Origin of the sequence: Massilia aquatica (assembly GCF_011682045.1) — a bacterium.
GTDB lineage: Bacteria > Pseudomonadota > Gammaproteobacteria > Burkholderiales > Burkholderiaceae_D > Telluria_A > Telluria_A aquatica.
This window is the reverse complement of record NZ_VVIW01000012.1, coordinates 162,333-188,648: the sequence shown is the minus strand read 5'-3', so window position 1 is coordinate 188,648 and position 26,316 is coordinate 162,333. Positions and strand designations below refer to the sequence as shown.

At 58.4% G+C, this 26,316-nt stretch carries 25 protein-coding genes and 2 pseudogenes; 20 read left to right on the top strand and 7 right to left on the bottom strand.

Annotated elements, in window-relative coordinates:
• Positions 1–402 precede the first annotated feature (402 nt).
• Positions 403–672: a hypothetical protein gene (locus F1609_RS20385; protein WP_167078485.1), complete on the top strand. Its 270-nt coding sequence runs from the start codon at positions 403–405 to the stop codon at positions 670–672.
• 732 nt (positions 673–1,404) lie between these two features.
• Here F1609_RS20385 and F1609_RS20380 read toward each other — a convergent pair.
• Positions 1,405–1,815, bottom strand: coding sequence for a hypothetical protein (locus F1609_RS20380; RefSeq protein WP_187363073.1), 411 nt, complete (start codon positions 1,813–1,815; stop codon positions 1,405–1,407).
• A gap of 76 nt (positions 1,816–1,891) precedes the next feature.
• A complete protein-coding gene (locus tag F1609_RS20375) occupies positions 1,892–3,106 on the bottom strand; it encodes a hypothetical protein (protein WP_167078484.1) in 1,215 nt (404 codons plus the stop codon).
• A gap of 94 nt (positions 3,107–3,200) precedes the next feature.
• On the opposite strand from F1609_RS20375, the gene F1609_RS20370 reads away from it, so the two are divergent.
• The 5 genes and pseudogenes from F1609_RS20370 to F1609_RS20350 all read left to right on the top strand — a co-directional run.
• On the top strand, positions 3,201–3,557 hold the full coding sequence (locus tag F1609_RS20370) for a hypothetical protein (protein WP_167078483.1): 357 nt from the start codon (positions 3,201–3,203) through the stop codon (positions 3,555–3,557).
• Positions 3,550–4,476, top strand: a complete 927-nt coding sequence (locus tag F1609_RS20365) for a hypothetical protein (protein ID WP_167078482.1) — start codon at positions 3,550–3,552, stop codon at positions 4,474–4,476. The genes F1609_RS20370 and F1609_RS20365 overlap by 8 nt, the downstream gene beginning before the upstream one ends.
• Before the next feature lie 61 nt (positions 4,477–4,537).
• Positions 4,538–4,930 carry a hypothetical protein gene (locus F1609_RS20360; protein ID WP_196785465.1) on the top strand — a complete coding sequence of 131 codons (393 nt, stop codon included), beginning with the start codon at positions 4,538–4,540 and terminating at the stop codon, positions 4,928–4,930.
• On the top strand, positions 4,927–6,990 hold the full coding sequence (locus F1609_RS20355; RefSeq protein ID WP_167078480.1) for an ATP-binding protein: 2,064 nt from the start codon (positions 4,927–4,929) through the stop codon (positions 6,988–6,990). The genes F1609_RS20360 and F1609_RS20355 overlap by 4 nt, the downstream gene beginning before the upstream one ends.
• Positions 6,991–7,216: 226 nt before the next feature.
• A pseudogene (locus F1609_RS20350) lies at positions 7,217–8,797 on the top strand (type I restriction-modification system subunit M); the annotation flags it as partial.
• On the opposite strand, the pseudogene F1609_RS20345 reads toward F1609_RS20350, so the two are convergent.
• Positions 8,788–9,063: pseudogene (locus F1609_RS20345) on the bottom strand (magnesium chelatase domain-containing protein); the annotation flags it as partial. The pseudogenes F1609_RS20350 and F1609_RS20345 overlap by 10 nt on opposite strands.
• 266 nt (positions 9,064–9,329) lie before the next feature.
• Between F1609_RS20345 and F1609_RS20340 the strand changes: the two are divergent.
• The 3 genes from F1609_RS20340 (at position 9,330) to F1609_RS20330 (ending at position 12,186) form a co-directional block, all read left to right on the top strand.
• Positions 9,330–9,845 (top strand): SRPBCC family protein, encoded by a 516-nt coding sequence (locus tag F1609_RS20340; RefSeq protein ID WP_167078479.1) that lies wholly within the window; start codon positions 9,330–9,332, stop codon positions 9,843–9,845.
• Positions 9,846–9,992: 147 nt separating this feature from the next.
• Positions 9,993–11,204 (top strand): serine hydrolase domain-containing protein, encoded by a 1,212-nt coding sequence (locus F1609_RS20335; RefSeq protein ID WP_167078478.1) that lies wholly within the window; start codon positions 9,993–9,995, stop codon positions 11,202–11,204.
• Positions 11,205–11,352: 148 nt separating this feature from the next.
• Positions 11,353–12,186, top strand: coding sequence for a hypothetical protein (locus tag F1609_RS20330; protein ID WP_167078477.1), 834 nt, complete (start codon positions 11,353–11,355; stop codon positions 12,184–12,186).
• 86 nt (positions 12,187–12,272) lie between these two features.
• Here F1609_RS20330 and F1609_RS20325 read toward each other — a convergent pair whose 3' ends face one another.
• Both F1609_RS20325 and F1609_RS20320 read right to left on the bottom strand, forming a co-directional pair.
• Positions 12,273–13,238: a TerC family protein gene (locus F1609_RS20325; RefSeq protein WP_167078476.1), complete on the bottom strand. Its 966-nt coding sequence runs from the start codon at positions 13,236–13,238 to the stop codon at positions 12,273–12,275.
• A 27-nt stretch (positions 13,239–13,265) separates the two neighbouring features.
• Complete coding sequence (locus F1609_RS20320) at positions 13,266–13,661, bottom strand: HPF/RaiA family ribosome-associated protein (RefSeq protein ID WP_167078475.1); 396 nt, start codon at positions 13,659–13,661, stop codon at positions 13,266–13,268.
• A gap of 199 nt (positions 13,662–13,860) precedes the next feature.
• Here F1609_RS20320 and F1609_RS20315 point away from each other — a divergent pair, with 199 nt between their 5' ends.
• Both F1609_RS20315 and F1609_RS20310 read left to right on the top strand, forming a co-directional pair.
• Positions 13,861–14,130, top strand: coding sequence for a hypothetical protein (locus F1609_RS20315; RefSeq protein ID WP_167078474.1), 270 nt, complete (start codon positions 13,861–13,863; stop codon positions 14,128–14,130).
• 262 nt (positions 14,131–14,392) lie between these two features.
• Positions 14,393–15,871 (top strand): hypothetical protein, encoded by a 1,479-nt coding sequence (locus tag F1609_RS20310; protein ID WP_167078473.1) that lies wholly within the window; start codon positions 14,393–14,395, stop codon positions 15,869–15,871.
• Positions 15,872–16,056: 185 nt separating this feature from the next.
• On the opposite strand, the gene F1609_RS20305 is transcribed toward F1609_RS20310, so the two are convergent.
• Together F1609_RS20305 and F1609_RS20300 are read right to left on the bottom strand one after the other, a co-directional pair.
• Complete coding sequence (locus F1609_RS20305; protein ID WP_167078472.1) at positions 16,057–16,458, bottom strand: hypothetical protein; 402 nt, start codon at positions 16,456–16,458, stop codon at positions 16,057–16,059.
• Positions 16,459–16,752: 294 nt separating this feature from the next.
• The gene (locus F1609_RS20300) at positions 16,753–17,007 is read right to left on the bottom strand and encodes an accessory factor UbiK family protein (protein WP_167078471.1); all 255 of its coding nucleotides are present in this window, start codon (positions 17,005–17,007) and stop codon (positions 16,753–16,755) included.
• A gap of 267 nt (positions 17,008–17,274) precedes the next feature.
• Here F1609_RS20300 and F1609_RS20295 point away from each other — a divergent pair, with 267 nt between their 5' ends.
• The 9 genes from F1609_RS20295 to F1609_RS20255 all read left to right on the top strand — a co-directional run bounded on the left by F1609_RS20295 (position 17,275) and on the right by F1609_RS20255 (position 26,311).
• On the top strand, positions 17,275–18,027 hold the full coding sequence (locus tag F1609_RS20295; protein WP_167078470.1) for a TorF family putative porin: 753 nt from the start codon (positions 17,275–17,277) through the stop codon (positions 18,025–18,027).
• A gap of 10 nt (positions 18,028–18,037) precedes the next feature.
• Positions 18,038–18,376, top strand: coding sequence for a P-II family nitrogen regulator (locus tag F1609_RS20290; RefSeq protein ID WP_054266216.1), 339 nt, complete (start codon positions 18,038–18,040; stop codon positions 18,374–18,376).
• Positions 18,377–18,392: 16 nt separating this feature from the next.
• Complete coding sequence (locus F1609_RS20285; RefSeq protein ID WP_167078469.1) at positions 18,393–19,922, top strand: ammonium transporter; 1,530 nt, start codon at positions 18,393–18,395, stop codon at positions 19,920–19,922.
• 187 nt (positions 19,923–20,109) lie between these two features.
• A complete protein-coding gene (locus tag F1609_RS20280; RefSeq protein ID WP_167078468.1) occupies positions 20,110–22,245 on the top strand; it encodes a hypothetical protein in 2,136 nt (711 codons plus the stop codon).
• A gap of 172 nt (positions 22,246–22,417) precedes the next feature.
• Positions 22,418–23,719 carry a glutamate--cysteine ligase gene (gshA, locus tag F1609_RS20275; RefSeq protein WP_167078467.1) on the top strand — a complete coding sequence of 434 codons (1,302 nt, stop codon included), beginning with the start codon at positions 22,418–22,420 and terminating at the stop codon, positions 23,717–23,719.
• A gap of 167 nt (positions 23,720–23,886) precedes the next feature.
• A complete protein-coding gene (locus F1609_RS20270; protein WP_167078466.1) occupies positions 23,887–24,312 on the top strand; it encodes an Imm7 family immunity protein in 426 nt (141 codons plus the stop codon).
• Between the two features lie 286 nt (positions 24,313–24,598).
• Entirely contained in the window at positions 24,599–25,546 is a 948-nt protein-coding gene (gene gshB / locus F1609_RS20265) for a glutathione synthase (RefSeq protein WP_167078465.1), read from the top strand.
• Positions 25,547–25,558: 12 nt separating this feature from the next.
• Entirely contained in the window at positions 25,559–25,966 is a 408-nt protein-coding gene (locus tag F1609_RS20260; RefSeq protein WP_167078464.1) for a PTS sugar transporter subunit IIA, read from the top strand.
• 75 nt (positions 25,967–26,041) lie between these two features.
• Positions 26,042–26,311: an HPr family phosphocarrier protein gene (locus tag F1609_RS20255; protein WP_166882345.1), complete on the top strand. Its 270-nt coding sequence runs from the start codon at positions 26,042–26,044 to the stop codon at positions 26,309–26,311.
• Positions 26,312–26,316 lie beyond the last annotated feature (5 nt).

Below are 26,316 nucleotides of genomic sequence, written 5' to 3'. Positions count from 1 at the left end.
TCATTCGAACCACTTCCAGCTTCAGGCTGGGATCGAATGTCTTCCGCTTTCTTGTTGCCATGTATTACTCCTCAGATGGTGGATTTTCCACCTATTGAGGTGTCCGAGCAAATTAGACCACAGCATAGTTCTGCGGGTCAGTTGACATGCGGCAGTAGGTCGCGGCTCGAGCGCGATTTTGCTCTGTGGGGCGTTGACTGCGAGCTCGTGGCGTTTTCATGCGACTCCCTGAGTGTAGTGTGTATTGGCGTGTATGCATGGACAGGGGGGGCGGCTAGCCTGGGGGCGTGTGCGAACCATCAGATTGATATCCCTAGCTCATGTGGTTCTCGTTTGCGATTTCTCAAAGCGTCGTCATTTCTCGCTCGTATCATCGACCTTGCCAAAACAAGGGAGGGCATCATGAAGGAAGCTAAAATCTCATTCGACGTAAGTGGGCAAATGCTCCATGTCCGATTGTCTATTGATGGCGTCCTACTTTCAGATGCCGCGACTGTTCCCGAAGTAGCTGAGTTTCTGAAATTGTCTCACCTGACAAGTGTCCGGCTCTCCGACGCTTTCGCGTTCACGCTACCGGCCGATTCGACCGTACTTGCTGCGGCCGCACTGGCGCATCTGAAGCAGCCTATCGCGGCTTACTACCTAATTGCGGAGTGTTCGTGGCAGGAGTAAGGAGGGCACGCATTGACTGACTGCACCTAGGAGGAGTCTGGCTTATTTTAAGCATGGCGCCTTTGACGGTGTTCGGCGGCTCCGCCAGGTGGACGGTGAGTGAACCTGATTTGCCAGCCAGCGCGTGCTGTGGGCACTTTAAGCCGAATCGGAAGCAGCATGACAAATCAAAGGTTACCGGTGTTCATGGCGGTGAGAGTGGCGCGTCTCGCGCCGCGATGATAGAAAGACAGAAAGACAGAAAGACAGAAAGACAGAAAGACTCTTTCGGGATTTTGTCGCCGGAATTGCACACGTGCGCTTCGTAGACGCAGTAACCCCGTAAAGCGGTAACACCGTAACACGGTCACAGCGTGGCGCCATGCCAGAGAAAATTAGAGAAAGGTTGGGTCTCGTTGCGTTAAGGGATGCAGAAAACGCCTGCAGCGTGAAGGGCTGGACCTACCTCGATGCTGCTATTAATTTCGTCATGCGGGCAAACCGCGACCAAACGCCGGCTTGCTATGGCTGCAAGAGGTGGCGACAGGGTTTGATGAAATCAGGGCAGTTTGAAATTCGGCGTGACGCAGCCTCCCATGTCAAGCGTCGGCAAATGGTACCGCAGTGTGGTTGGTCAAGCCAAAAAAACGAATGGTGGCTGCAACCCAGCCATACAAGAGAAGGATTGCCTATGCAGGTTGGTCCGTTCGAAGTCGCGTAGATGCGAGTGGCCAGGGCTTCACACGAAGGACACTAACTTCTCAGGGAATTGTGGCGCAACAGAGAAGCAATAACATCTCTCACGACCGCTTGGGAGCGTTCATCAAGTCGACGAAAATCTCCGAGCAGCACAACCTCGTCATGCGGAATCATCGTGGTGTCGTTCGCGGCGAATCTGGTTCCCTCCGAACTTTCGCCGAACCGTAGCCACTGCGGCGAGACGTTCAACCAACGTGCCAATACATGCAAGCGTTCTTGGGTTGGAAACGCATCTCCTACGAGCCACTTTCTCGCCGCATGGACTGTCACCGCGGCTCCGTCAGCTCGAAGATTGAATTCACGCGCAAATGCAGTGGGCGAGGGCGTGCAGCCGGCCTTGACGACGGCTGCTATGAGACGCTCACAGAACTCGTGGCGTTCGGCACTGGCGATTTTCGAGTCCATAGGAAATTATAACAACTTCTATCTATGGCACATATTTGAACTTGGGTTTTTAGCAATATAGGTGAGTTATACAGCCCTACCATAGACCACCGTGCGGATTCCTGTCGTCAACGCCATCGACCTCCGGCCAACTTGCTTTCACGAGCGGGTCCAGCCAGTCTGCCATCAATGCCATCAACTTCAGGCTACCAATGAGCTCCGCCGGCGCCGCTTTGCTCGCCGCTATCTCGTCTATGAAGCGGCGAAGGGACCGTGCGCGGTCCAGGTCCTTTGCCATCTTCTCGAACCCAGCAAGCGTCGCCAGCAGCGCGTCCTTGTTCGCCTTCGCGACATCCCACTCCTGCGATTTACGGCGACGGACCGCCTCGCGCTCGACCCGCACTTCTTTCTCGACATTGTGACGAAGGGCTGCGGCATCAACCCAGCGCACTGCCTTTCTTATCTTGACCTCAATCGTGCCACGCACGGTGTCCTCGACTTTGTAGGTTTCGTAGTAGGTCGAAGCGTCGACGATGGACGCGAATACCTTTCCTGTTGGGATATAGCGATACTCAAGCGGGCGGTATTCCCACGCTGGCTGGCGCGCCCCGGCGCGCAGGGGCTTTGGAGGCGGTGGCGGTACCAGCTCCTGCGTGATTCGTTCTTGAATGCGGACGAAATAGCGTTGCCCATGCAACGTAAAGCAGTTCCGCTTACTGCCGGCTTCGCGGCGCATTCCGCGCCGAAGCGGCGGCAAAGGCGGGTGGGTGTTTTCAAATTTTGCGCCCAGGACCTCCAGCTCGTGGGCGAGTCTATCGACTAGAAAAATGGCACGTTCTTTCAGTACTGGAGAGACTGAGATATCGGCCCAGGTCACGCCCACTGACGTGAGAGCGCCCTCGTCAAGCTTGGTGCTCTTCATAGCCCGGACGACTAGCTTTGCCTGAGAAGAAAGACCTGTCGGGTCGAGGGGCGGGGAGTAGTCCGGTGCCGTTAGGGCTGCGGTATCCAGTGTAGCATCTCGGGCCTGCGCGACGCGCTCTTCCAGCACCTCGTCGACCTCGGCTACGTACATCGAGCGCGCATAGGAGGTCTTGGCGGTTGTCTCTTGCAGCACAGGTTTCGGAATCGTCTTGCCGGCAGCGAGCTTTTGCCAATAACCTCTTGGTGGCAACGGGACGTCCAGCGCTACGCAGATTTTCCGGAGGCCCACATCGGACAATCCGTAGCCCTTGGCCAGCTTTGTCACTGGCGTAGTCCAGACCTCGTCAAAGAGTTTTTGTCGCTCGAAACGTGTCGTTTCCCAAATCACAGCTTTTTCCTATAGTGTTTGTGTCGCCTTCCAGCTATTGCAATAAAATTGCCTAATGGACATTTTCATGTTCGATGTTTAGACTGGCGATAGCATGCCACCAAACATGCATCATTATTACCAAAACTGGGAATTTATGGAAAGCACACTCTCCGGGTTTGTCAAAGGCGTGGGCGACACCGTTGGCTCAGCAGCTGCGGCCGTATCCGCGGCGGTGGACGCCTCGCCCGCCGCAGCTAAGACTTCCGCTGAAAAAGCTGGCCACTCTGCGCTCGAATTAGGAAAGTCGACGGATAAAGATGTGGGTGATGCTGCCCAGGCGCCGTCGAGCGTTGCGTCTAAGGCTAGAAATGCGGTTTCGAGAAGTGCCACAAAGTTGTTGGCAGCCGTCAAACACAGCATTCGCATGAACTTTTCTATGAATCCTGTTTGGGTGTTGTCAGATGTTTAATTCCAGGTTCGGCCCTTTCGATGGTGGTAGTTGGGAGGCCTTATGCCAACAAATCTTCAAACAAAAATATAAAGTTGAAGACTACCAGCCCATCCCTGCGTCGCCTGGTGACTTCGGGCTTGAAGGATTTACGCTCAAGAGCGGATGGGGCTTCCAGTGCTACTGCCCCAATACGCACTATGAGCGTTCTGAACTCTACGAAAAACAACGAGATAAAATCACGGCGGACCTAGGAAAGCTTCACTTCTATAAGGACCAAATACCGCGCTATATTGGCACCACTGTACTTAACCATTGGGTTCTGGTCACGCCGGAATTTAATCGCCACGCTCTCATCGCTCATGCTAGGACGAAGGAGCTAGAAGTTCGAAGTTGGGGTCTACCTTTCATTTCAAGCGATTTCACAGTACTTGTGTTTGACGGCGACGATTTTATCGTCGAAATGAATACGATTCGCGCATCACTCGGGCAAAGCCTGATTTTCGATGACGTTGCGCCAGCGCTTCCGGAGTTGAATGGGGAACGCGAAGACTACGAAGAGAACGTTCGCCGAAAAAGCGAAAAGCGACTGGCCCACAAAACGACCTTGGTAGATTTTAACGAGCGTGTGCAAAGGATGCACCAGCGCACGCTTGAAGAATTTCTTGGCGCCGATGGACTTCTACGTCGAATAGAGTCAAGGGCTCCTGCGATTTTTTCGCGATTAGTTCGCTTAATTAACGAGTTCGAGAACTATGTAGTGCTGACTTCTGACACGTGGGAGGGTAGTGCTGAAGCTTTGACTACTAAGGTCAGAGAGACGCTTGAAATTCGAATTGTAAATGAACTTTCTCCAGGAATTGACTCAACCATGGCGAGCGCGGTCGCTCGACATATGGTTGCTCGTTGGCTGGCTATCTGCGAGCTCGACTATGACTGAACGGGTTAGCAAGCTTCGTTTTCGTCGGCGTCCTTCGCCAGTGCTTCCGGAGCACAGACCATTGTATAAAATTGGACAGACCTTATTAATTCTGCAAATTGCCTCGCATGGAGGAAAATCAAGGTTGGCAAGGCTCCATCTACTCAATTGGGCGTTGAAACGGCCAGAACGACAGGTGCAGTTGATTACCGCATCAAAGAGCAAACGACTTGCGGTAGAAGCGTGGGGGTTTGACCCTGCACTCGCAATAGCTATTCGTTTCGCAATCTCTGAAGAACTGATTGAAGAGACCTCCACCGGGTACGGCATCAGCGAGAGCGGGAAGGACTTCGTCCAATTGCTGACGAAAGATGAAGAGGTGTTTGTAGGGGAAAAGAATTTTCTGCGACAAATCGGTAAGGGAGTGACAGAAGCTATGGTTGAAAAAGTAGCTAGCGGATGGGAGAAATCATGATTATTCGAGGAGTTCGTTTCCACGCTAACACTGCTCAGGGGCTATTTGGATTTTCGTTCAAATTCGGCAGAAATCTCACTATTATTCGCGCAGGAAATTCAGGCGGCAAGAGCACATTGGTTAATTCATTGTTGTACTCACTAGGAATGGAAGAAATCGTCGGAGGAAAGGGCGAGAAATTCCTTCCTTACGCGGTGAAGGACTATGTTGAGCATTGTGGCGCAAAGATACCGATTTCGTCCTCCGAAATATTGGTGGAAATCGAGAACAAAGTTGGGACAGTCGTGACCATTCGGCGGGCTATTAAAGACAGTACACGTAGTACCAAGTTAGTTGAGATTTTCAATGGTGCACATTTAACTGAGGCGGCGGCGATAGGGGTACCTCGGCCCACATATTTGCATGACCCTGGCGGAGCGCAACTGAGCGAAGGCTTTCATCGCTATTTGGAAAAATTCTTGGGCCTCACCCTTCCCAAAGTGGCCCGAACAAGTGGAACGGATACCAAACTGTATTTGCAAACTATTTTTGCGGCACTGGCCATTGAGCAGAAGCGAGGTTGGACTGACTACATCGCAAACATCCCATTTTTTGGTATCCGCGATGCCCGCACTCGGGTTGCGGAGTTCATACTTGGATTGGACGTATTCGAAACAAATGTTGAACGGAGTCGCCTGAACGTCGAATCGGTTGATATTGCCAGCAAATGGCGGAGGGGCACTGACGAATTAAAGAGCGCGGCGAATCGCCAGGGTTTCTTGGTGGAGAACCTGCCGCTTGGCCCGGCTCTCGGCTTTGAAAAGGATGCGGTAGGGGTGATACGAATTGGTACGACGGCCACGCCCCTAGAAGAGTATCAACAACAGCTGAACGAAGAGTATGAAACCTTGTCGCGCCGGGCTGAAGAATCCGTAAAAAGTACAGGTGAGGCTACTGTTCAGGAAATCGACAAAGTCACGACAGAACTCCGAGAACTCTCAGTTTTGTACGAGCGGTCGAGTTCAGTCGTGGGAATGAATCGGGCCTCGTTGAATGAGTATCAGAGACTTCTTGACGAGAATCTCGAAGACCTGGAGAAAAACAGGACTGCAGCGAAACTTCGCACTCTGGGAGCCAAACTAGATATAGAGGTTGCAACCGGCCATTGCCCGACATGCCATCAGACCGTTGAAGACAATTTATTAGCTGACATGACGACTGGTCCTCAGATGGATATTGTGACGAATATTGCTTACCTAGAGAGCCAAAGCCGTATGCTGCGAAGGCAGGTGGCGGGCTTGCAAGACGCTATCGGTTCTGACGAACTTCGCGCGTCAGAACTCTCCATTCGGCTGGCTGGGAAGCACGACTATTTGGCAGCACTGCGTGGAGATTTGAGTTCTGGTGCCTTGCAGTCCAAAGCTCTCGTTCGACGGCAAGTTCAAATAGAAATCGAGATTTCAGCATTGGACGTCTTACGAAGAACGGCCCTCGAGGTAGTCGGTGAATTGGACGCGCTCTTGGTGCGTTTTAAGTCTAACCTACTTGCCCGCAAGGCATTACCGCAAAGTGCGTACTCAGGTAAGGACGAAGTTCGAATTCGCGCATTCGAGATTAATTTTAGGGCAAACGCGGGTTCGTTTGGATACAAGAGTGCTCCTATAGAAGACATTGAAATTAGTCGGGAGAATTTGGTTCCTGGATTGTCTCAGCTTGAACTTCGAGAAATCATCAAGGACCCGCGCAAGTCCGACATTAAAAGTGATTCAAGCGCCAGCGACTTCGTTCGTCTTATCTGGAGCTATTTGCTTGCACTCTATCAAACGTCGTCGAATCCAAATTTTCATGGGAATCACCTTGGTGTTCTTATTTTCGATGAGCCCGGCCAACACGCGATGAGAGCAGAGAGCCAACACGCATTGCTTCAGCTTCTGGCTGGGGAGAAAGGACTACAGGCTATCGCTGCGGCGTCGTTTGATGAACTGGAGGAGGCTTTTCAGGTGTCCACCGCGGGAGTTGCCTATGAGCTCATCGAGTGGGATGGTAAGTTGATTCGGCCAATGTCAGACAAGCAGGCCTGAACCGAGTGGTGTCCGCAATTATTCGCAAAATGGCGATTCCTACTGAAGGGGATGGCCTACGTTGAGTCGAAGTTAAGCTTGAGTCGCTTGCTAGCTGCCAGCGCTGTATCCAGTCGATGAAATGTCCGGCAGCAAGTACAGTAGTTCTCCTAGGAGCGCCTTCAGGGAGTTAGAATGATGCCCTATAGAATTTGCACTTATTGCATCATTTGAAAGCTATTCAGTTATGAACCACCAAGCCCTCTCATCCTTCATTTGGTCCGTCGCGGACCTCCTGCGTGGCGATTACAAGCAGTCCGACTACGGCAAAGTCATCTTGCCGTTCACCATCCTGCGACGCCTCGACTGCGTGCTAGAGGGCACGAAGCCAGCCGTACTTGCCGAGTTTCATGCCAAGACCAAGGCTGGGCTGAATCCAGAGCCGTTCCTCGTGCGTAAGGCTGGGCAGTCCTTCTACAACGCGTCCTCGTTGGACTTGACCACATTGCTGGGCGACCAGGACCACATCCGCCAGAATTTGTACGCGTACATTCAGGCGTTCTCGCCAGCCGCGCGCGACATCTTCGAACGGTTCGATTTCTACACTCAGATTGAACGCTTGGGTAAGGCGGGACTTTTGTACCTGGTCGTCGAGAAATTTGCGAACATCGACTTGCATCCCCAAGTCGTGGACAACTCCGACATGGGCTTGGTCTTCGAGGAGCTGATTCGCAAGTTCGCCGAAATCTCGAACGAAACTGCTGGTGAGCATTTCACACCGCGTGAGGTCATCCGCTTGATGGTGAACTTGCTGTTCATTGAAGATAGCGATGTCCTCACGTCAGGCAACGCGGTCGTTCGAACCATCTACGACCCGACCGCCGGAACTGGTGGCATGCTATCAGTCGCGGGTGAGTATCTGTCTGAGCACAACCCCGACGCCCGTTTGACCATGTTCGGCCAAGAGTTGAACGACGAGTCCTACGCCATTTGTAAAGCGGACATGCTCATCAAGGGCCAGGACGTGGGCAACATCGTTGTGGGCAATACGCTTTCCGAGGATGGCCATGGCGGCAAGAAGTTCGACTATATGCTGTCCAATCCTCCGTTCGGTGTCGAGTGGAAGAAGGTCGAGAAGGAGGTTCGTAAAGAGGCCGCTGAGAAAGGCTTCGATGGCCGTTTCGGCCCAGGACTGCCGCGCGTATCCGACGGCTCAATGTTGTTCCTGCTGCACCTCATCGCCAAGATGCGTCCAGCCGTGGATGGCGGTAGCCGTATCGGCATCGTGCTGAATGGTTCGCCTCTATTCACCGGAGGCGCCGGTTCAGGCGAGAGTGAGATTCGTAAGTACGTGCTCGAGAACGACTTGGTCGAGGCCATCATCGGACTGCCTACGGACATGTTCTATAACACCGGCATCTCGACTTACATCTGGATTCTCTCGAACAAAAAACCAGATGACCGCCAAGGTTGGGTCCAGCTCATTGACGCCAGCAGTTTCTGGCAGAAAATGCGCAAGAGCTTAGGAAGCAAGCGGAAAGAGCTATCGGACGAACACATCGCTGATATCACTCGAATGTTTGGCGACTTTAGTGAAGGCGATTTGGTCACCGTGCTTGATGTCAAAGGCAATGAGGTGGAACGGAGGTTGATTGCACCAGGGGACAAAGTTTCGGACGCGCCTGTAGGCGGCAAAGTGAAGGTCGCACCGATATCCCGCGTGTTCAAGAACCATGAGTTTGGTTACACCAATATCACGGTTGAGCGTCCATTGCGCGATGAGGATGGAAACGTCGAAGTTGGCTTGAAAGGCAAACAGGCGGCCAGGATGCCGATCGCAATCGGCAGGTCGAAGCGGCCCGATTCCTTGGGCAGGTCGGCCGGCGCCAGATTGACGGTGATGCGGCGCGCGGGGATCTGGAAGCCGGCGTTTTGCAGTGCGGCCTGCACCCGGTCTTTGGATTCGCGCACTTCGGCGTCGGGCAGGCCGACGATGGTGAACTTTGGCAAACCGTTGGCCAGATGCACTTCGACGCTGACGGCGCGCGCTTCCATGCCGGCCAGGGCGCGGCTGCGTAACACGGCGAGGCTCATGGGAATCCGATCGGGCAAATGGTGATCCGGCTGATACTAAGCGCTGTCTGCATTCGCTCATTGATAGGGGCCAAATGTGCGGGAGCCGCCCGGGTTGGGGTGTTAAAACTCTCATTGCGTTATAAACTGATGATTTGGTCCAACAAACATGCCATCGTATAGCGCGCATCAACCGATGTTTTTTGCCTGGAAGACAGGCGACAAGGACTGCGCCTGGCGCTGGTGTTGTAATTGTCTACGCGTGGCAACGCAGCGAACGGTACGCCATGGCACATGAGCGCATCGCCTTCCCCATGCCGGCCTCGTGCGAGGTGGTGTTCGACGTCTTTCACTACCATCAGTGGCGGGCGCGCTGGGATAGCCTTGTCTCGCACACCGAGGTCGACGGCGGCGCGCCGTGCCCGTCGGTCGGCGCGGTCAGCGCCAGCACCGGCGGCGGCCTGCTGCGCGCGCTGTCGATGCGCACCGAATTCATCAGCTACCAGCGCCCACGCCTGGCGGCGGCGCGCATGGTCGGCACGTCCTTTCCTTTTTCCAAGTGGGCGGCCTCGATGAAACACGAGAGCACCCCCGGCGGCGGCTCGCTGCTGATCTATACCTACAACATCGAAGCTGGTCCGCGCGCGTTGCGCTGGCTGATCGAGCCGGTGGTGCACCTTGTGTTCCGGCGCCAGACCGTCAAGCGGTTTGCGCGCATGCAGACTTTTCTTTCCGCGCACGCCGGCGAAGTGGAAGCATGGCAGCGCGGCTATCACGCCAATGGCGTTACCGATGCAGGGTAGGGATTGCGGGCCAAGTTCCCGCTGTTCCAGCGCGTGACAGTCTGCAGCGCCGGCCGGGCTCGGATTAGTAGTGCTGTTTTGATAAAATTGACAGATAATCGATGCAGCGGTGCCGACAGTGCGGCGCATAATCCGGACAGGACATTGATGACCAAGCCATACCGATACCAGCCGGTCCATTGTCTGGCGACCGTGCTGTTCGCTATATCGGCAATCCCGATCCAGGCCGTCCACGCTCAGGAGAATGCCGCCTCGCTGATCGCCCGCATCGAAGCGCCGCCGTCGGCCGGTCCCGGCGCCGGCGAGCTCGATGCGCTGACCATGCCAGCGTTGATGGCGCGTCTTCAGGTCCCAGGGGTCAGCATTGCCGTCGTGAAGGATTTCAACATCCATTGGGCCAAGGCCTACGGGGTCGCCGATGCGCAAACCGGGCGCCTGCTCGATACCGAAAGCCGTTTCCAGGCCGCATCGATCAGCAAGCCGGTGACCGCACTGGCGGCCATGCGCCTGGTCCAGCAAAACCGGCTGAACCTCGATGCCGATATCAATACCATGATCACCTCATGGCAGGTTCCCCGATCGGCATTGACGCGCTATCAGGCGGTGACGCCACGTTCCTTATTGAGCCATACCTCGGGGGCCGACGATGGCTTCGGGTTCCCCGGTTACGAGCCGGGCGCGCCATTGCCGTCGCTGGTCCGGATTCTCAATGGCCAGCCACCGTCGAATGTCGGCAAGGTGATGTTCGCGCGGGCGCCGTTCGAGGCTTTCAAATATTCGGGCGGCGGCCTGGTCATCATGCAGATGGCATTGACGCAGCTATCCGGGCGCCCGTTTGCGCCATTCATGAACTCGTCCGTACTGGCGCCGTTGCGGATGTCGAGCAGCTCTTTCGAGCAGCCGCCCGCGCCGGGCCACAGCGCCCGCGCCGCGCTGGCGCATGATCGGCACGGTCAGCGCATGGGCGCACCCTGGCATATCTACCCTGAGCAGGCCGCCGCCGGCTTGTGGACCACCCCCAGCGACCTGGCGAAGTTCATCATTGAAATCCAAACCGCATTACGCGGTCCGAAGGGCAAGGTACTGGATCAGCGCGCCGCCAAAGACATGCTCGCGCCCGCAGGCGTTGGCCCCTTCGCAGTCGGCCTGCCGGTCGACCGGCGCGGGGAGGGCTGGTATTTTTCGCACAGTGGCGACAATTGGGGTTATCGCGCCTGGATGATCGGCCATGTGCGCAAAGGCTATGGGCTGGTCATCATGACCAATGGCGATAACGGCATGGCGCTGATGAACCAGATTGCCGACCGGGTCGAAAAGGCGTATGACTGGGATTCGCTCGCCAAACCGCTTGCCCGGTAAGCCTGGCGCCGCCCTGTCGAGACGCCGGACTAGCGCTGTAGGGCGCAGTCAATCCGCTGGCATGTATTTATATTGCGTTAAACAAATGTTATTATCTTTTGCTTAACGATGTGCGCGCCGCGCATCGCCGTTCCGCAAAGGCTCCTGCATGACCATTTCCGCTCCCGAAACACTTTCTCCGGCCGATAAACAGCAGTTGCTGTTGAAAACATTTCCGGCCCGGGCCAGGAAGGTGAACCATAGCGGCGTGAGCGGCAAGTACTTCTGGAAAGCAGTCTCGAGCCTGTTTGGCGCGGTTTTAGTCGCCTTCTTAATCTGGTTCTGGCTGCCTGACATCGTCAGAGACGCACGGCTCGTCTGGTTCGATTCGGTCGTCGTCGAGTCGGAGGCTGATGTGTCAGGCTCCTGCAAAATCTACAAAATGGTGTTGATCAGTTGCGATGCAAAAATATCCTATCGACCCGATCCGGCACGCGAGGACGTTTTAACGGTGGAGCAACATACCTCCTTCTTCGGTTTCAGCCACAGCACGAAGGTGGATGTCTTGCGCAGCACGACGCATCCCGAGCGCATCACCACCTCGATCGCAACCGAACATCTGGGTAACCGGATCATTTCCTTCCTGCTGCTGGTGGGACTGATTGTCTTGTTGGAGTACGTGGCCTGTAGCGAGGCCTGGAACGCGTTCCGCCACGGCCGCCTGCAAGGACGGGAAGTCGTGCTGCGGCCGGTGCTGGTCCGTGTCTACGAATGCGACGCGGATCGCAACGTCAAGTTCGTGGCCGAGATCGACGGCGTGGAACGCCATAGCGCGAACGTACTACGCTACGGCGACGCGCCGCTGTTCCTGCCGTGGAGCCAGAACGTGGCGGTCGCCCTGCTGGCCAGCGGAACGCGCTACATGATCCTGCTCGATGAAGAGATGACCGTGGCCGATTTTAGCGAGAGCGAAAAAGCGCTGTTGAAGACGCTGTTGAGCTGATCGACGTACGGCTGCGGCGCCTGCCGGGTTGCTTCAGGCGCGCAAAAAAAAGAGGCCCGGCGTACCGGACCTCTCTTCTTTACTGCTTACTTCTTGTCATCCTTGCGGGTGATAAACAAACTAGCCACACAGCTTGCCGCAATCAGCACCGCCACCACCGCCAGCGAAGCTTGTACCGGCACGTGATACCACGGCATGATCAGCATTTTCGCGCCGATGAAGGTCAGTACCATGGCCAGGCCATATTTGAGCAAGTGGAAGCGGTCGGCCACATCCACCAGCAGGAAGTACAGTGCCCGCAAGCCCAGGATCGCAAACATGTTCGAGGTGAAGACGATGAACGGGTCGGTCGTGATGGCGAAGATCGCCGGAATCGAATCGACCGCGAACACCAGGTCCGTCACTTCAATCAGCAGCAGCACCAGGAACAGCGGCGTAACGTAGCGCAGTCCATCCTTGGCGACGAAGAAGCGTTCGCCGTGGTCGCCCTCGGCCACCCGCAAGTGACGTCGTGCAAAGCGCAGGATCGGGTTATTCGCCACATCCGGTTCCTCGTCGACCGCCACCAGCATGCGCAGGCCGGTAAAGAGCAGGAACGCGCCGAACAGATACAGCACCCAGCTGAACTCGCTGACCACCCACGCACCCGCCGAAATCATGACTGCGCGCATCACGATCGCACCCAGCACACCGTAGATCAGCACGCGCCGCTGATACTGCTGCGGCACCTGGAAGGCGGTAAAGATCAGCAGGAACACGAACACGTTATCGACCGACAGCGCTTTCTCGATCAGGTAGCCCGAGAAAAACTCCAGCGCTTTCTGGTCCGCGATCTCGCTGCCCACCGTGCCCTTCAGGTACCACCACAGGCCGCCATTAAACAGCAAGGCCAGGCTGACCCACACCGCCGACCAGGCGCCGGCTTCCTTGACGCTGACCTTGTGCGCCTTGTTGCCCCCGAATACGAACAGGTCGAGGGCGAGCATGACCAGCACGAAGCCGACGAAACCCGCCCACATCAGGGGGCTTGCAATTGTTTCCAAACCGTTCATTGAATGCTCCCAGTCCTTGTTAGTCGCTTAGCTTGCCGCGTCGTCATTGCGGTTCCGTTCATCGTGGCCGGAGGTGTCCAGCTCCGCCGGCTGGCCGGCCGCCAGGCGGGTGTGGCTAAAATCGCGCTTGCGCTCGACCTGGCGCACCACCGCGCGGTCGGCGCGGTCGGCGGCGCGGTCGATCGCGACGTACAGATCAGCTTCGGTATCTTCAATGATGACTTCCTTGCCGCCGCCGAGCTGCACCTGGATCTTGCAGCGCTTGTCGATCCCGCCGCGCGGGCCGTTGATGTCGGACAGCGACACGGCAAGCCTGCGCATATGCTGTCCGGCCCAGCCCAGGGCCATCGACAGCCGCTGCTCAGTGTACGAGCGTAATGCATCGGTGAGTACAAATCCGTTTGCCTGGATAGTGACGCGCATGATGTTCTCCTGTTCCTGTTGGGTTAGTGAGTTCACTATAAGGCGCACGAATGCATCGTACAACTCGAATATAGCGTCATGATAGATCGAATAATTCGATGAATTAAACTCGGTATGCTCAACAGGCAGTGACACGGGAGCGCGACGGCGCCTGGCGCCGGGATGATATGATTGACGCAATGATTGCTTGCGAGCTCACATGAACGACCCTGACGACTGGCGCCTGGAAGCCCCACCCACGTGGTCGCACTACGCGGTATTGGCCATGACCACGTACAAGCAGCCCAGCGCCGCTTGGGATCACGACCATTGCACCTTCTGCTACCAGAAAATCGCCGAACCCCATATTCCGAATGCATTACCGCGAGCCTGGCTGTTTGCTCCCACGAATGAGTGGGTGTGTCCATCCTGCTTCGACGATCTGGCGACCCACTTTAACTGGAACCGGCCGACCCCGGCCGGGCGCTGACAACAAGCTAAATCGGCGAGCGCTTACCGAAGTAAATGCGCATGAATTCTTTTGATTTCCTGCTTCTATCACCGCTGCCTTTCTGTGTTGCCCATTGTTAGCTGCGTCGCGGCGTGCGCCTTGCCAGGCATCCGCTTCTGTTCGCTAGAAATCACAATAATTTCTGCACACTTACTTAAGGCATACAATGCATCCATACACCCGCCGCGCGGCAACGCGTCCGGCGGCGTTCGCACAGCTTTTTCAGAGAACAGGAATATCGATGGATTTTGACGTAGCGGCTTGGGAAAAAGAAATCGGCCGGCCAGTACCAGCCCTGATGGCCAAATTCTTTACGTGGCTCGCGCCCTATGAATACGGCGACCTCGGCTATTTCGAGCTGGCGCCGGAAAACCTGGCTGGCGGCGATGCCTGGGAAGGCATGGAGCGCTGGGGCGCGAACACCTGGGCCTTTCTCAGCCTGCCCGACGGTTCCCTGGTCGGCCTGTGCGAAGCGGTCGAGCCGCCCGCCGTCGTGTACATCGGTTCCGAAGGCGAACTGCGCACGCTGGCCGAGTCGTTCGAGGCCTTTTTGCTGGCCATCGATGCGGGCGAAACCGAGACCGAGATCGATCTCGCCGACGACGAGCGCGAGCCGGAGCAGGTCGCGGCGCGCAAAGCGTTCACATCCTGGCTGAACAAGAGCAAGATTGCGGCACCAGCCGTCAGCGGCCAGTTCGATTTTTCCGCCTACGCGGCCGGTGACCCGCCGCAACGCCGCGCGCCGCCGACGCATGCCGGTGCCAGCGCACCAACCATGCCCGCCGGCTACCTCGACCATATCGACGGCATGGGCGAGCGCCTCAAGCTGCTGTCCAGCCTGGTCGGGCGCACCGCCGACGATCCGGAACTGTGCGCCTTCGCCGAACGCACCTTCGGCAAAGCCCCGCCGCAATCGATCGGCAACGCCAGACATGAGGACGCAGTGTGGCTGTCGGCCAAGAATGCCGATATCGATCTGCTGTTCAGCCGCAACGTGGTGAACCAGAAATATCCGCCACTGCTCGTCGGTGAAAAGGCGGTCTGCCCGGTGCTCGAATACGTGTCGTTCGGCAGCGCCTATACCGACCCCGTCCTGTTCGGCCTGCATGGCGAGGCACTCTGGCCCGCGATCGAGGCGCGCCTGCCGCAACACTACGAAGAAAAGGCCGACAGCGATGGCTTGGTCGAGAAACGGCTCACCCTGATGCTGGACCCCGGGCGCGATGTCGAACTGCTGTTATGGTCGAGCGATGGTGTCACCAACGGGCGACTGCAAATCGCGCGCGGCCGCATCTTGTCGGAGATTCATTTCGTCAAAGACATTTACAGCGGCGCCGGCCTGTTCGTGCAGTGGGCGCTGGAACGCGGCTGGATCGAGCGCAGCATGTTTGCCGGCCACGATGCACTGCTCGAGGCCGTGCGTACCAGGCAGGCGCGTCCCTCGCAACTGGTGCAGGCGGCCTTGCCGCGCGGCCTGTGGGATACTCACCTGGCGGACGAGCCCGGCCTGCGCCAGTTTGCTTTCGCCTACTTCCGCCACTTCGACGACATCTGGATCAACGCCGACCTCAAGGCCATGTTCGGCAAGCGCCAGGGTCCGCACGGGCATGACGAGCCGGTGCTCGACGACGACCCGGCCGAACTCTGCGATGTCTTGTTTGCCGTGTTCGACAAGCAATTCGCCGCCTGGAAGATGGCCCATCCCGACGAACTGGGTTGATAGCGCGCCGCGCCGTTGCGGCTAGGAGCCTGCGCGGCAGAAGCTCGTCGGCCGAAACGGGTGGAGAAAAGTCCCACTTCCCACCCATTTCTCGGTCTGTAGCTAGGCTACAGACCTCAAAAGTGGGTGTGAATTGGGTTCTTTTCCCACGCGTTTCGCCTCGACTCCTTCTGCCGCGCAGGCTCCTAGCTCAGGTCCCATACCTCGACCGTCACTGCCTGTTCCGGCGGGCAAGCTGCGATCCTGTCCCGATGCAGCTTGACGTCGCGCACGTAGTCGTCATGGGCAATCCCATAGTTGTCGATCAGGGGCAGCACGTCGCGCGCCAGCGCCACGTAACGGTCGGGATAACCGCCGCGCAAGTGCTCGCTGGCCTTGCCGGTCTCGACCAGGTGCTTGACCCAGTTGGTGCCGAACGAGCCAGTGTCCCAGTATCCCAGAATCGCTTCCTTGTCGATGGGGACAGGCGCATCGCGCCGCTGCGACGTCTCCAGGGTAATCGTGATCGACCATCCTTGCATGAAATACGCTCCTTGACGGTTGGTGGCGCGCCACGGCGTGGCGCGTGCCAAGAGGTATTGTTGCACAAAAGTGCATGCCAACCTGTGCGGATGGACTGCAGCGGCAGGGCGCGCCAGTGCCTTGCCAGCGTGCCGGCGCGCTCTTCGCGGGCAAAAAAAAGCGGCCGGAAAGTTTCCGGCCGCACGTGTCTGGTGCCGGTGTTCGAGGTCACCGGACTAACCTGTGGGAAATGCAGGGGCATGTCACCAACAGGATCAGAATAATCCTCCCAGATGACGGGAGCATGACGCCAGGTCAAGCGGAACAAGGTTTTTTTGCTAACCCATTTCCATGCGAAAAGTTGCCTTACCCCTGCATCCTCAGAGCGGCGGCTTGGCCGGGTTCAGGCGCTCTTCCAGTTCGGTGAAGCGCTGCTCCAGTGCTTCGAGCTTGGCGCGGGTCTTGGCCAGAACTTGCGCCTGGATATCGAATTCCTCGCGCGTAACCAGATCGAGCTTGGAAAAGCCCTGGGTCATCATGCTCTTGACGTTCTTCTCGATATCCTTGGCCGGCGAACTTTCGATGGCCTGGTTGATCTTGCCCTGCAAGTCGTTAAAAAAGCTGTTCATATCCATGGTAATCCTCGTGAAATCGGTAGCGCACCGCAGCGGTGCGGCAGGTGGGCCAGTTTGGTGCGTGGTGGCCGGCCGCGACCGGAATCGCGGAATTTTTGCTGTTTATTAACAGCAAGTTGGGGACGCCAGGCGCAAATACAAGTCGGCGCCGGGCATCAAGAGAGCTGGCACGACTTCTGCTACTGAGTCATCAAGAAGTGTGCATGCCCCAGGCTTCATTTTAAACCCCAACCGCCGTCTCTGTTAAAAAACCATAAGGGAACCGCCATGAATAAGCTGTCTACTCCGTTGTCTCTCGCCGCCGCGCTGACCCTGGCGCTGGCAACCCTGGGAGCCCCGCTGGCCCAGGCTGCCGACGAGCCCGTGCCCGACAATGTAGTGAGCTTCAACGCCGCCGTCACCAGCGACTACCGCTACCGCGGCCTGTCGCAGACCCGCATGAAGCCGGCGTTGCAGGGCGGCGCCGACTACACCCACAACCCGAGCGGCGCGTACGCCGGCGTGTGGGCCTCGACCATCAAGTGGACCGGCGACCTGGGCGGCGACGGCGATGTCGAAATCGACCTGTACGGCGGCAAGAAAGGCGAGATCGCCAAGGGCATCAGCTACGACGTGGGCGGCCTGTACTACGGCTACCCGTCGAATGGCCTGCATCCGAGCGCCAACACCTTCGAGCTGTACGGGCAGGTCGGCATGGGTCCGGCCTACATCAAGTACTCGCACTCGACCACCAACCTGTTCGGCACCGCCGACAGCAAGGGCAGCGGCTACCTGGACCTGGGCGCCAACCTCGAGCTGGCCACCGGCCTGGTGCTCAACCTGCATGTCGGCCGCCAGCGCGTGGCCCACAACGATGCCCTGAGCTATAACGACGCCAAGATCGGCCTGACCAAGGACTTCGGTTTTGCCTCGGTCGCGCTGGCCGTCATCAGCGCCAACACCGACCTGTACGTCAGCCCGGTCAACGGCAAGGACCTGGGCCGTTCGCGCGCCGTGCTGACCGTGTCCAAAACTTTTTAAGAGGCCCGCCATGAAAATGATCACCGCCATCATCAAACCCTTCAAGCTGGACGAAGTGCGCGAAGCGCTCTCGGCCATCAATGTGCAGGGGATTACCGTGACCGAAGTCAAGGGCTTCGGGCGCCAGAAAGGCCACACCGAGCTGTATCGCGGGGCCGAGTACGTGGTCGACTTCTTGCCAAAGACTAAGATCGAGGCGGCTGTCGACGACGCCATCGTCGAACAGGCCATCGAAGCTATCGAAGGCGCCGCGCGCACCGGTAAGATTGGGGACGGCAAGATTTTTGTCTATAACCTGGAACAGGTCGTGCGTATCCGGACCGGCGAAACCGGCAACGAAGCACTTTAAGCTTAGGGGAATACTGATGAATAAAACGATCACAAAGTGGATGGCCGGACTCGTGGTGCTGTGCGCCATCGGTGGCGTGCTGCCGGCCTCGGCCCAGGATGCGCCTAAAGCCGATACCACGGCAGCCATCGTCACTCCCGTAGAAGCACCGGCCACGGCCGCTGTCACGCCTGCCGTGACTACGGCCAGCGTCGCCGCTCCCGCCGCCGCGCCGGCCCCGGTGCCGCACAAAGGCGACACCGCCTGGATGTTCATCGCCACCGTGCTGGTGATCCTGATGACGATTCCCGGGCTGGCGCTGTTTTACGGCGGCCTGGTGCGCACCAAGAACATGCTGTCGGTGCTGATGCAGGTGTTCGTGGTGTTTGCCCTGATCATCGTGCTGTGGTGCATCTACGGCTATTCGGTCGCCTTCACGCCAGGCAACGCGGTCATCGGCGGCTTCGACCGCGCATTGCTGATGGGCATCTGGGATCCGGAGAAGGGCGTGTTCGCCTACGCCGCCACCTTCAGCAAGGGCGTGGTCATTCCCGAATTCATCTACGTGGCGTTCCAGGGCACCTTTGCCGCGATTACCTGCTGCCTGATCGTCGGCGCCTTTGCCGAACGCATCAAGTTCGCCGCCGTGCTGGCCTTCATGGTGCTGTGGTTCACCTTCGGCTACCTGCCGATCGCCCACATGGTCTGGTTCTGGACCGGCCCCGACGCCATCACCGACGCCGCCACCCTGGCGACCGAAACCGCGAAAGCCGGCTGGCTGTTCCAAAAAGGTGCGCTCGATTTCGCCGGCGGCACCGTGGTGCACATCAATGCGGCGGTGGCCGGTTTGATGGGCGCGATCCTGATCGGCAAGCGGGTCGGCTATGGCCGCGAAGCCATGGCCCCGCACTCGCTGACCATGACCATGATCGGCGCCTCGCTGCTGTGGGTGGGCTGGTTCGGCTTTAACGCCGGCTCGGCGCTGGAAGCGGGCGACATCGCCGCGCTGGCCTTCATCAATACCCTGCTGGCAACCGCCTGCGCCACCCTGTCGTGGGTGCTGGGCGAGTGGGTCACCAAGGGCAAGCCGTCGATGCTGGGCGCCGCCTCCGGCGCAGTGGCCGGCCTGGTGGCGATCACCCCGGCCGCCGGTTTCGTCGGTCCGCTGGGCGGCCTGGTGATTGGTTTGCTGGCCGGTATTATCTGCCTGTGGGGCGTGAACGGCCTCAAGCGCCTGATCGGCGCCGACGACTCGCTCGACGTGTTCGGCGTGCACGGCCTGGGCGGTATCGTGGGTGCCTTGCTGACCGGTGTGTTCGCGGCGCCAAAGCTGGGTGGCCAGGGCATTTTCGACTACGTTGCCAACAAGGCATCGGCGGATTATTCGATCGGCGGCCAGGTGCTCACGCAGCTGACCGCGGTCGGCACCACTATCCTGTGGTCGGCCGTGGTGTCCTTCATCGCCTACAAACTGGTGGACCTGGTGATCGGCCTGCGCGTGCCGGAAGAAGAAGAACGCGAAGGGCTCGACATCACGAGCCACGGCGAATCGGCCTACCATAGCTGATGGCTGATGGCTGATCGCTGATCGCTGCGCAACACCGGGCCCCAACAGTTGGCACACAACTGTTGGGGCCCGCTGCGTTTTGCGGGCTGTATTTTTCAATCGAGGGAACGGAAGCGCGGTAGCCGACACCGATAGGATACCGGCGGCGACGTCGATCCATTCCCACTTTTGAAAAGAGGACAACCCCATGTTCCCCCTTACCCGCAGTCTCAGCTTCTCGACACCGGCTGTCGCACCAGCGCCCACCGCGCACAGCCAGGAGAGCGGCGCGCCATCGCCAGCGTCCAATGCGCAACAGGCCGATGGCGCCGTATCGCGCACGCGCCTCGCCAACGCGGGAGCGGCAATGCGACGATTGAGCATGCAGTCGCTCAATGAAGCGGCCGAACCGAAGCCCATGACAGTGAGCATTGCTGGCGCAACCCATCCGGTCACGGCCGACGATACCGGATCGCTGTTCGACGGCCAGGAGAACGACTTGCTCAAGGACGGGCAGGAAATCACGATCGACGCCAACAATCCCGTCTTCTCGCGCCGTGGCCCGAATCAGGAGGTGATGGGCAACCGCGAGGAAGACCGCCATGCGGCCGGGGAAACGCACGCGTGGTATCCCATCCACCAAGCCGATGCCGGCAAATCCCACAACCAGAAGCCCGCGTATGTGCGCGCCGATGCGTTTGTCAGCATGAAGGGCGTGCCGGATACGTCCTTGAATCACCTCCTGCCCGTGAAGCTGCGTGCGCGGGCGGCGCCGGTGAGCGCTTACAAGAAAATGAGTGATTGCGCGTCGCCCAAGGAATTTATCGAACATCAAAAAAACTATCAAAACAAACTGAAACAGGAATATTCGAAAGACAGCATCATGACCTCGCACCGCAGCGTCGGGTTCGAGTACGAGTTTACCGGGCATTCGCTGAAAAATGCGCCGTCGCATATCAGTCTGGCAAGTTCGGCGGCACATTCGGAATTGTTCGGTATTAAATTTGAATTGGAGACCGATTCGGGCGCCGTGGTCGAAATTGGCATGCCGCCGTTCATTGTTCCGAACCGGCCTGACGGCAGCCCGGACAAGGCGGAACTCCAGGCAATTCATGGCCAGATGAGCAAGGCGATGCTGGAAGTCAGAAATTCGGCGATCGAGATGGCGGGACAGGGGGCGGTCAAGCTGCCCGAGTTTGTCGACCTGCTTGCGCAAAAAGGCTTGGGTACGGGCTGGAAGGTCTCGGCCGCACCGGAACACGCGGGCACGATAGAGAATATTGAAATCCGCAAGCCGACTGCCCAAAAACTCGCTGGCGACAACATTTACTCCCAGATGAACATTTCATTGAATGGCAATGAAAGCGCGGAACTGATCGCCAGCGTCGAAGAACATTTCGCGCATGACCCGCGCTTTGCGGAACAGAGCGCCATGGGGACTGCTTACCAAGGGCTCAAGAACCTCGCCGCCCAACGCGGACTGGACCCCGCCGGCGCCCCCGCCGTCCATCTGAACAAGGCGCTTGCCAACACCCTGGCAATTCCTTCCATCCTGCTCCAGGCAGAACCGGGACTCGACAGCGATCATGATCTGTCATCGGCAGTCAAAGAACTGTTCAGCGTCTGGGTAAAAGATTCGCTGCCCAATATTCTGGCAACCACCTCGGCCACCAAGGACGATCTGGCGCATCTGAAAGCGTTCGCGACCGAGTATGCCGCGCCGTTCGTGGCCGGGCAATTGCACGCAGTGCGGACCACCCTGGAGGCGATGCCGCATTCGCGCGATAACGAACCGGCGGCCTGGGGCAAATTTGCGCAAAATCACGGTGGCTATTTCGATAGCAGTACCTTGAGGAGCCTGAAGCAGCATGCGGGTCTGAATCTCGACGCCCCCCATTTCAAACACATCCTGGATGCGGCCGAAGTGCTCGACAAATCGATGGTCAACGACGCCTTTGTCGATGCGGGCGGTAACGAGGTGAACGAAGGCGATGCCGGATTCGATGCCTTGCAAGAGACTTACGATCGTAACAACAGCGCGTTTAACGATCTGATCGCACATGCGCCGCAAGCGTGGAACAAGAGCGCATTTTTCGACGGTGTCGAAAGCACGGTGGTCAAGGAGATCGCTCATATGATTCAAAAGATCGGCTCGGACGAAGTCATCGGCGTCCCCGCCACCAGGTTCCAGCACGAAGAATTCGGGCCATCGAAAGGCATCGGCGTCAGGAAAGATACCCAGCTCCCCCATGATGAAACCGATCCGGTCAAACTCAGGACCTCGGTGGCGGAGGTGCGCAACGGCGGCATCATGGAGCATTTCTTCACCACGCCACCGGCGTAAACAGGCGGTGCGATCCGGCCGTGGGGGACGGATCAGCAAGAAGGTTTTTTGGCGTCAACGCGGTGGGGCTTTAAAATAGGGCTTTCGCCCCGATTTGAGGTTCTTGCGCGGTAATATAGCGTGCTCTGCATGCCTGGAGGGTCGGCCTCCCGCATCATTTAAGGAAGTAACCATGGTTCCCCACCTCGTCACGGCCCTGACTGGCCCGCTGCTCGACCTCGAAAAGAAAATCCTGGCGGCCACCCCCGCCATTGAGCGCTGGTTCCGCATGGAGTGGCAGGAGCATACGCCGCCGTTCTATTGCTCGGTCGACCTGCGCAACGCCGGCTACAAGCTGGCCCCGGTCGACACCAACCTGTTCCCTGGCGGTTTTAACAATCTTGCCACCGAGATGCTGCCGCTGGCGGTGCAGGCCGCCATGGCCGCGATCGACAAATATTGCCCGGACGCCCGCAACCTGTTGCTGGTGCCGGAAGGGCACACCCGCAATCCGCATTACCTGCAGAACGTGGCGCGCCTGATGCAGATTTTCCGCCAGACCGGGCTGCATGTGCGGCTCGGTTCGCTGTCGCCCGAAATCACCCAGCCGACCCCGCTGGCGCTGCCGGACGGGAACATGCTGGTGGTCGAGCCGCTGGTACGGTCCGCCAACGGACGCCGGGTGGGCCTGAAGGATTTCGATCCGTGCACCATTTTGCTCAATAACGACCTGTCGGCGGGCATTCCGTCGATCCTGGAAAATATCCACGAGCAATCCTTGCTGCCGCCGCTGCACGCCGGCTGGGCGCTGCGGAGAAAAAGCAACCACCTGGCCGCCTACGATGAAGTGGCCAAGAAGTTCGGCAAGCTGATCGATGTCGATCCGTGGATGGTCAACCCCTTCCACAGTAAATGCGGCGCCATCAATTTCGATGAAGACCAGGGCGTGGAATGCCTGGCCGACAATGTGACCATGCTGCTGGCCAAGATCCGCAAGAAGTACAAGGAATACGGGATCAAGGAGCAAAAGCCGTTCGTGATCCTGAAACCCGACGCCGGCACCTACGGCATGGGCATCCTGACCATCAAGGATGCCAGCGAGGTGCGCGAACTGAACCGTGCGCAGCGCCAGAAGATGTCGGTCATCAAAGATGGCGTGGAAATCAGCGACGTCATCATTCAGGAAGGCGTGCCGACCTTCGAGAACATCAAGGATGCGGTGGCCGAGCCGGTGGTGTACATGATCGACCGCTACGTGGTGGGCGGCTTCTACCGGATTCACGCCGAGCGCGGCATCGACCAGAACCTCAACGCACCCGGTTCGCAGTACGTGCCGCTGGCGTTTGCCCAGCAGCACGCGGTGCCGGACCTGAAAGCCAAGCCGGGCACGGCGGCGCCGAACCGCTTCTATGTGTATGGGGTTGTGGCAAGGCTGGGGCTGATTGCGGCCTCGCTCGAGATGGAGCGGACTGATCCGAATCCCGAGGTGTATTGAGGCGGCAGCCGCAGCGCGGGTCTTCCCGCCTGGCGGAGCGCAAGTCCTTGAACCATTGGGGAGAGGACGACATCGTCTGTTCCGGATGCACGGTTCACCAGTGCTCGTTCGCCCCTGCTAGTGTCCTGCGTTTCTGACTCAGGACACTCGGTAGCTAAGGAAAAGGCATGTTTGAATTCCATGGGTGGGCAACAATTCGCGTTCCAGATCCGGACCTCAATCCGGATCGTCGACAGGCGTTGGAGACGATCGCGCTTGAACGGCTGCGTGAAGCGATTCGTGCAGCGGATGATCAGTTTTCTCTTTTCGAAGTGAAAATAACCGGTAACGAGTTGATCGTTCTCTATGCCCATGGCCTGCGCAACCATCGGTATGGCAAAGTCGTCGAATTGTTTCAGTGGGTGGCAAGGGAGCTGCCCGACTCCTATGGTCTCCTGTACGTGCATGACGATGAGACAGATGATGGAAAGGAAAATGCATTCCGGGTATGGCGCCTTGCACGCGGAACCCTGTCCGAGATGCCCGATCCCTTTCTTTCTCCCTGCATTCCGACCCTGGAAGATGCGTGGCCCGGCGAGCCGCTTAACGAATGAACTGTCAAGAACGGACGTTAGCTGGCCAGCCTGCTCAATGTCGGTTGTCAGAAAGCCAATTACTTTGAAAGTATGGTAGCAGGCTGTCACTGCCGCGTTGGAGCCCGCCATTGGCCTGTATGTGGACTGGCGCGTACGACATCGAGCCAGCCGCCGGCGCAAGACGTGGCTTTTCCATGGCATGACAATGTGCCCTGAGGCGCTCCCACTCACTCATCCGGCCTCATCCCAAGCCAACATCGGCGTTTCCGGCTAAAATCAGGCATTACCCTCAATGGAATCGCCCATGAAAATCGCTTTCCTCGCCGATCCGCTGTCCGGCTTCAAGACGTACAAGGATTCGACCTTCGCCATGATGCGCGAAGCGGCCCGGCGCGGCCATGCGGTCTACGCCTTCGAGCAGCGCGACATGGCCCTGGAAGAGGGCGTGGTCAGCGCCGACATTGCGCAGATCACCCTGACCGGCGACGCCGACGACTGGTACCGCGCCGCGCCCAAGGCGGCGATGCGCCTGTCCGAATTCGATGCCGTGATCCAGCGCAAGGACCCGCCGTTCGACATGGAGTACGTGTACGGTACCTACCTGCTCGAACTGGCCGAAAAGCAGGGCGCGCGCATCTTCAACAAGCCGTCGGCGATCCGCGACCACAATGAAAAGCTGGCGATCGCCCAGTTCACCGAATTCACCTCGCCCACCCTGGTCACGTCGGATGCGGCGCGCCTGCGCGCCTTCCACGCCAAGCATGGCGATGTGATCTTCAAGCCGCTCGACGGCATGGGCGGGGCCGGCATCTTCCGCATCGGCGCCGACGGCATGAACCTCGGCTCGGTGATCGAAACGCTGACCCTCAACGGCGCACAGACCATCATGGCGCAGCGCTACATCCCCGAGATCGTCAAGGGCGACAAGCGCATTCTCGTCATCGACGGCAAACCGGTGCCGTTCGCGCTGGCGCGCATCCCGCAGGGGACCGAAATTCGCGGCAACCTGGCCGCCGGCGGCATCGGCGTGGCCCAGCCCCTGAGCGCGCACGACCTGCATATCGCCGGGAGCCTCGGCCCGGTGCTGGCCGAGCGTGGCCTGTTACTGGTAGGATTGGATGTGATCGGCGAGTGTCTCACCGAAGTGAACGTCACCAGCCCGACCTGCTTCCAGGAGATCTTCGACCAGGCGGGCTTCGACGTGGCCGCCATGTTCATCGACGCCGTCGAGCGGCGCAGCCAGGGAAAGTAAGGCAGACATATTATGGTAGGCATTCTGTTGATGACCCATGCACCGCTCGGCCAGGCGTTTATCGCCGCGGTGGCGCACGTGTTCCGCGGCCCCACCGAGCATTTCGAGGCGATCGACGTCACCGCCGACCAGGACCTGGCCGAGGTGAACGAGCTGGCGCGCCAGGCGATCTGCCGCCTCGATGACGGCACCGGCGTGCTGGTGATCACCGATATCAAGGGCGGCACGCCGGCCAACTGCTGCAATTCGCTGGCCGACGCCGGGCGCGTCGAAGTCATCGCCGGCATCAGCCTGCCGATGCTGCTGCGCGCGATCACCTACCGGCGCGACACGCTCGACGTGGTGGTCGAGATGGCGCTGGCCGGCGCGCAGAGCGGGGCGGTGCGGGTCGATAACCGTATCAAGGTAGGACCGGCGTAAAAGAAGGGGTATTTAGCCCCAGGGTGGTGGCTGCGGCCACCGGGTGTGCGATCCGTGTGAAGAGACGACAAAAAAATGATTCAACAAGATCTTGAAATTATCAACAAGCTGGGTTTGCATGCGCGCGCCTCCGCCAAATTCACGCAGCTGGCGGCGAAGTTTTCGAGCGACGTCTGGCTCACGCGTAACGCGCGCCGCATCAACGCCAAATCGATCATGGGCGTGATGATGCTGGCCGCCGGCAAAGGCGCCAAGGTCACCCTGGAAGCCGATGGCGCCGATGAAAAGGAATGTGTCGAGGCGCTCACCGCGCTGATCAACGACAAATTCGGCGAAGGCGAGTAATGCCG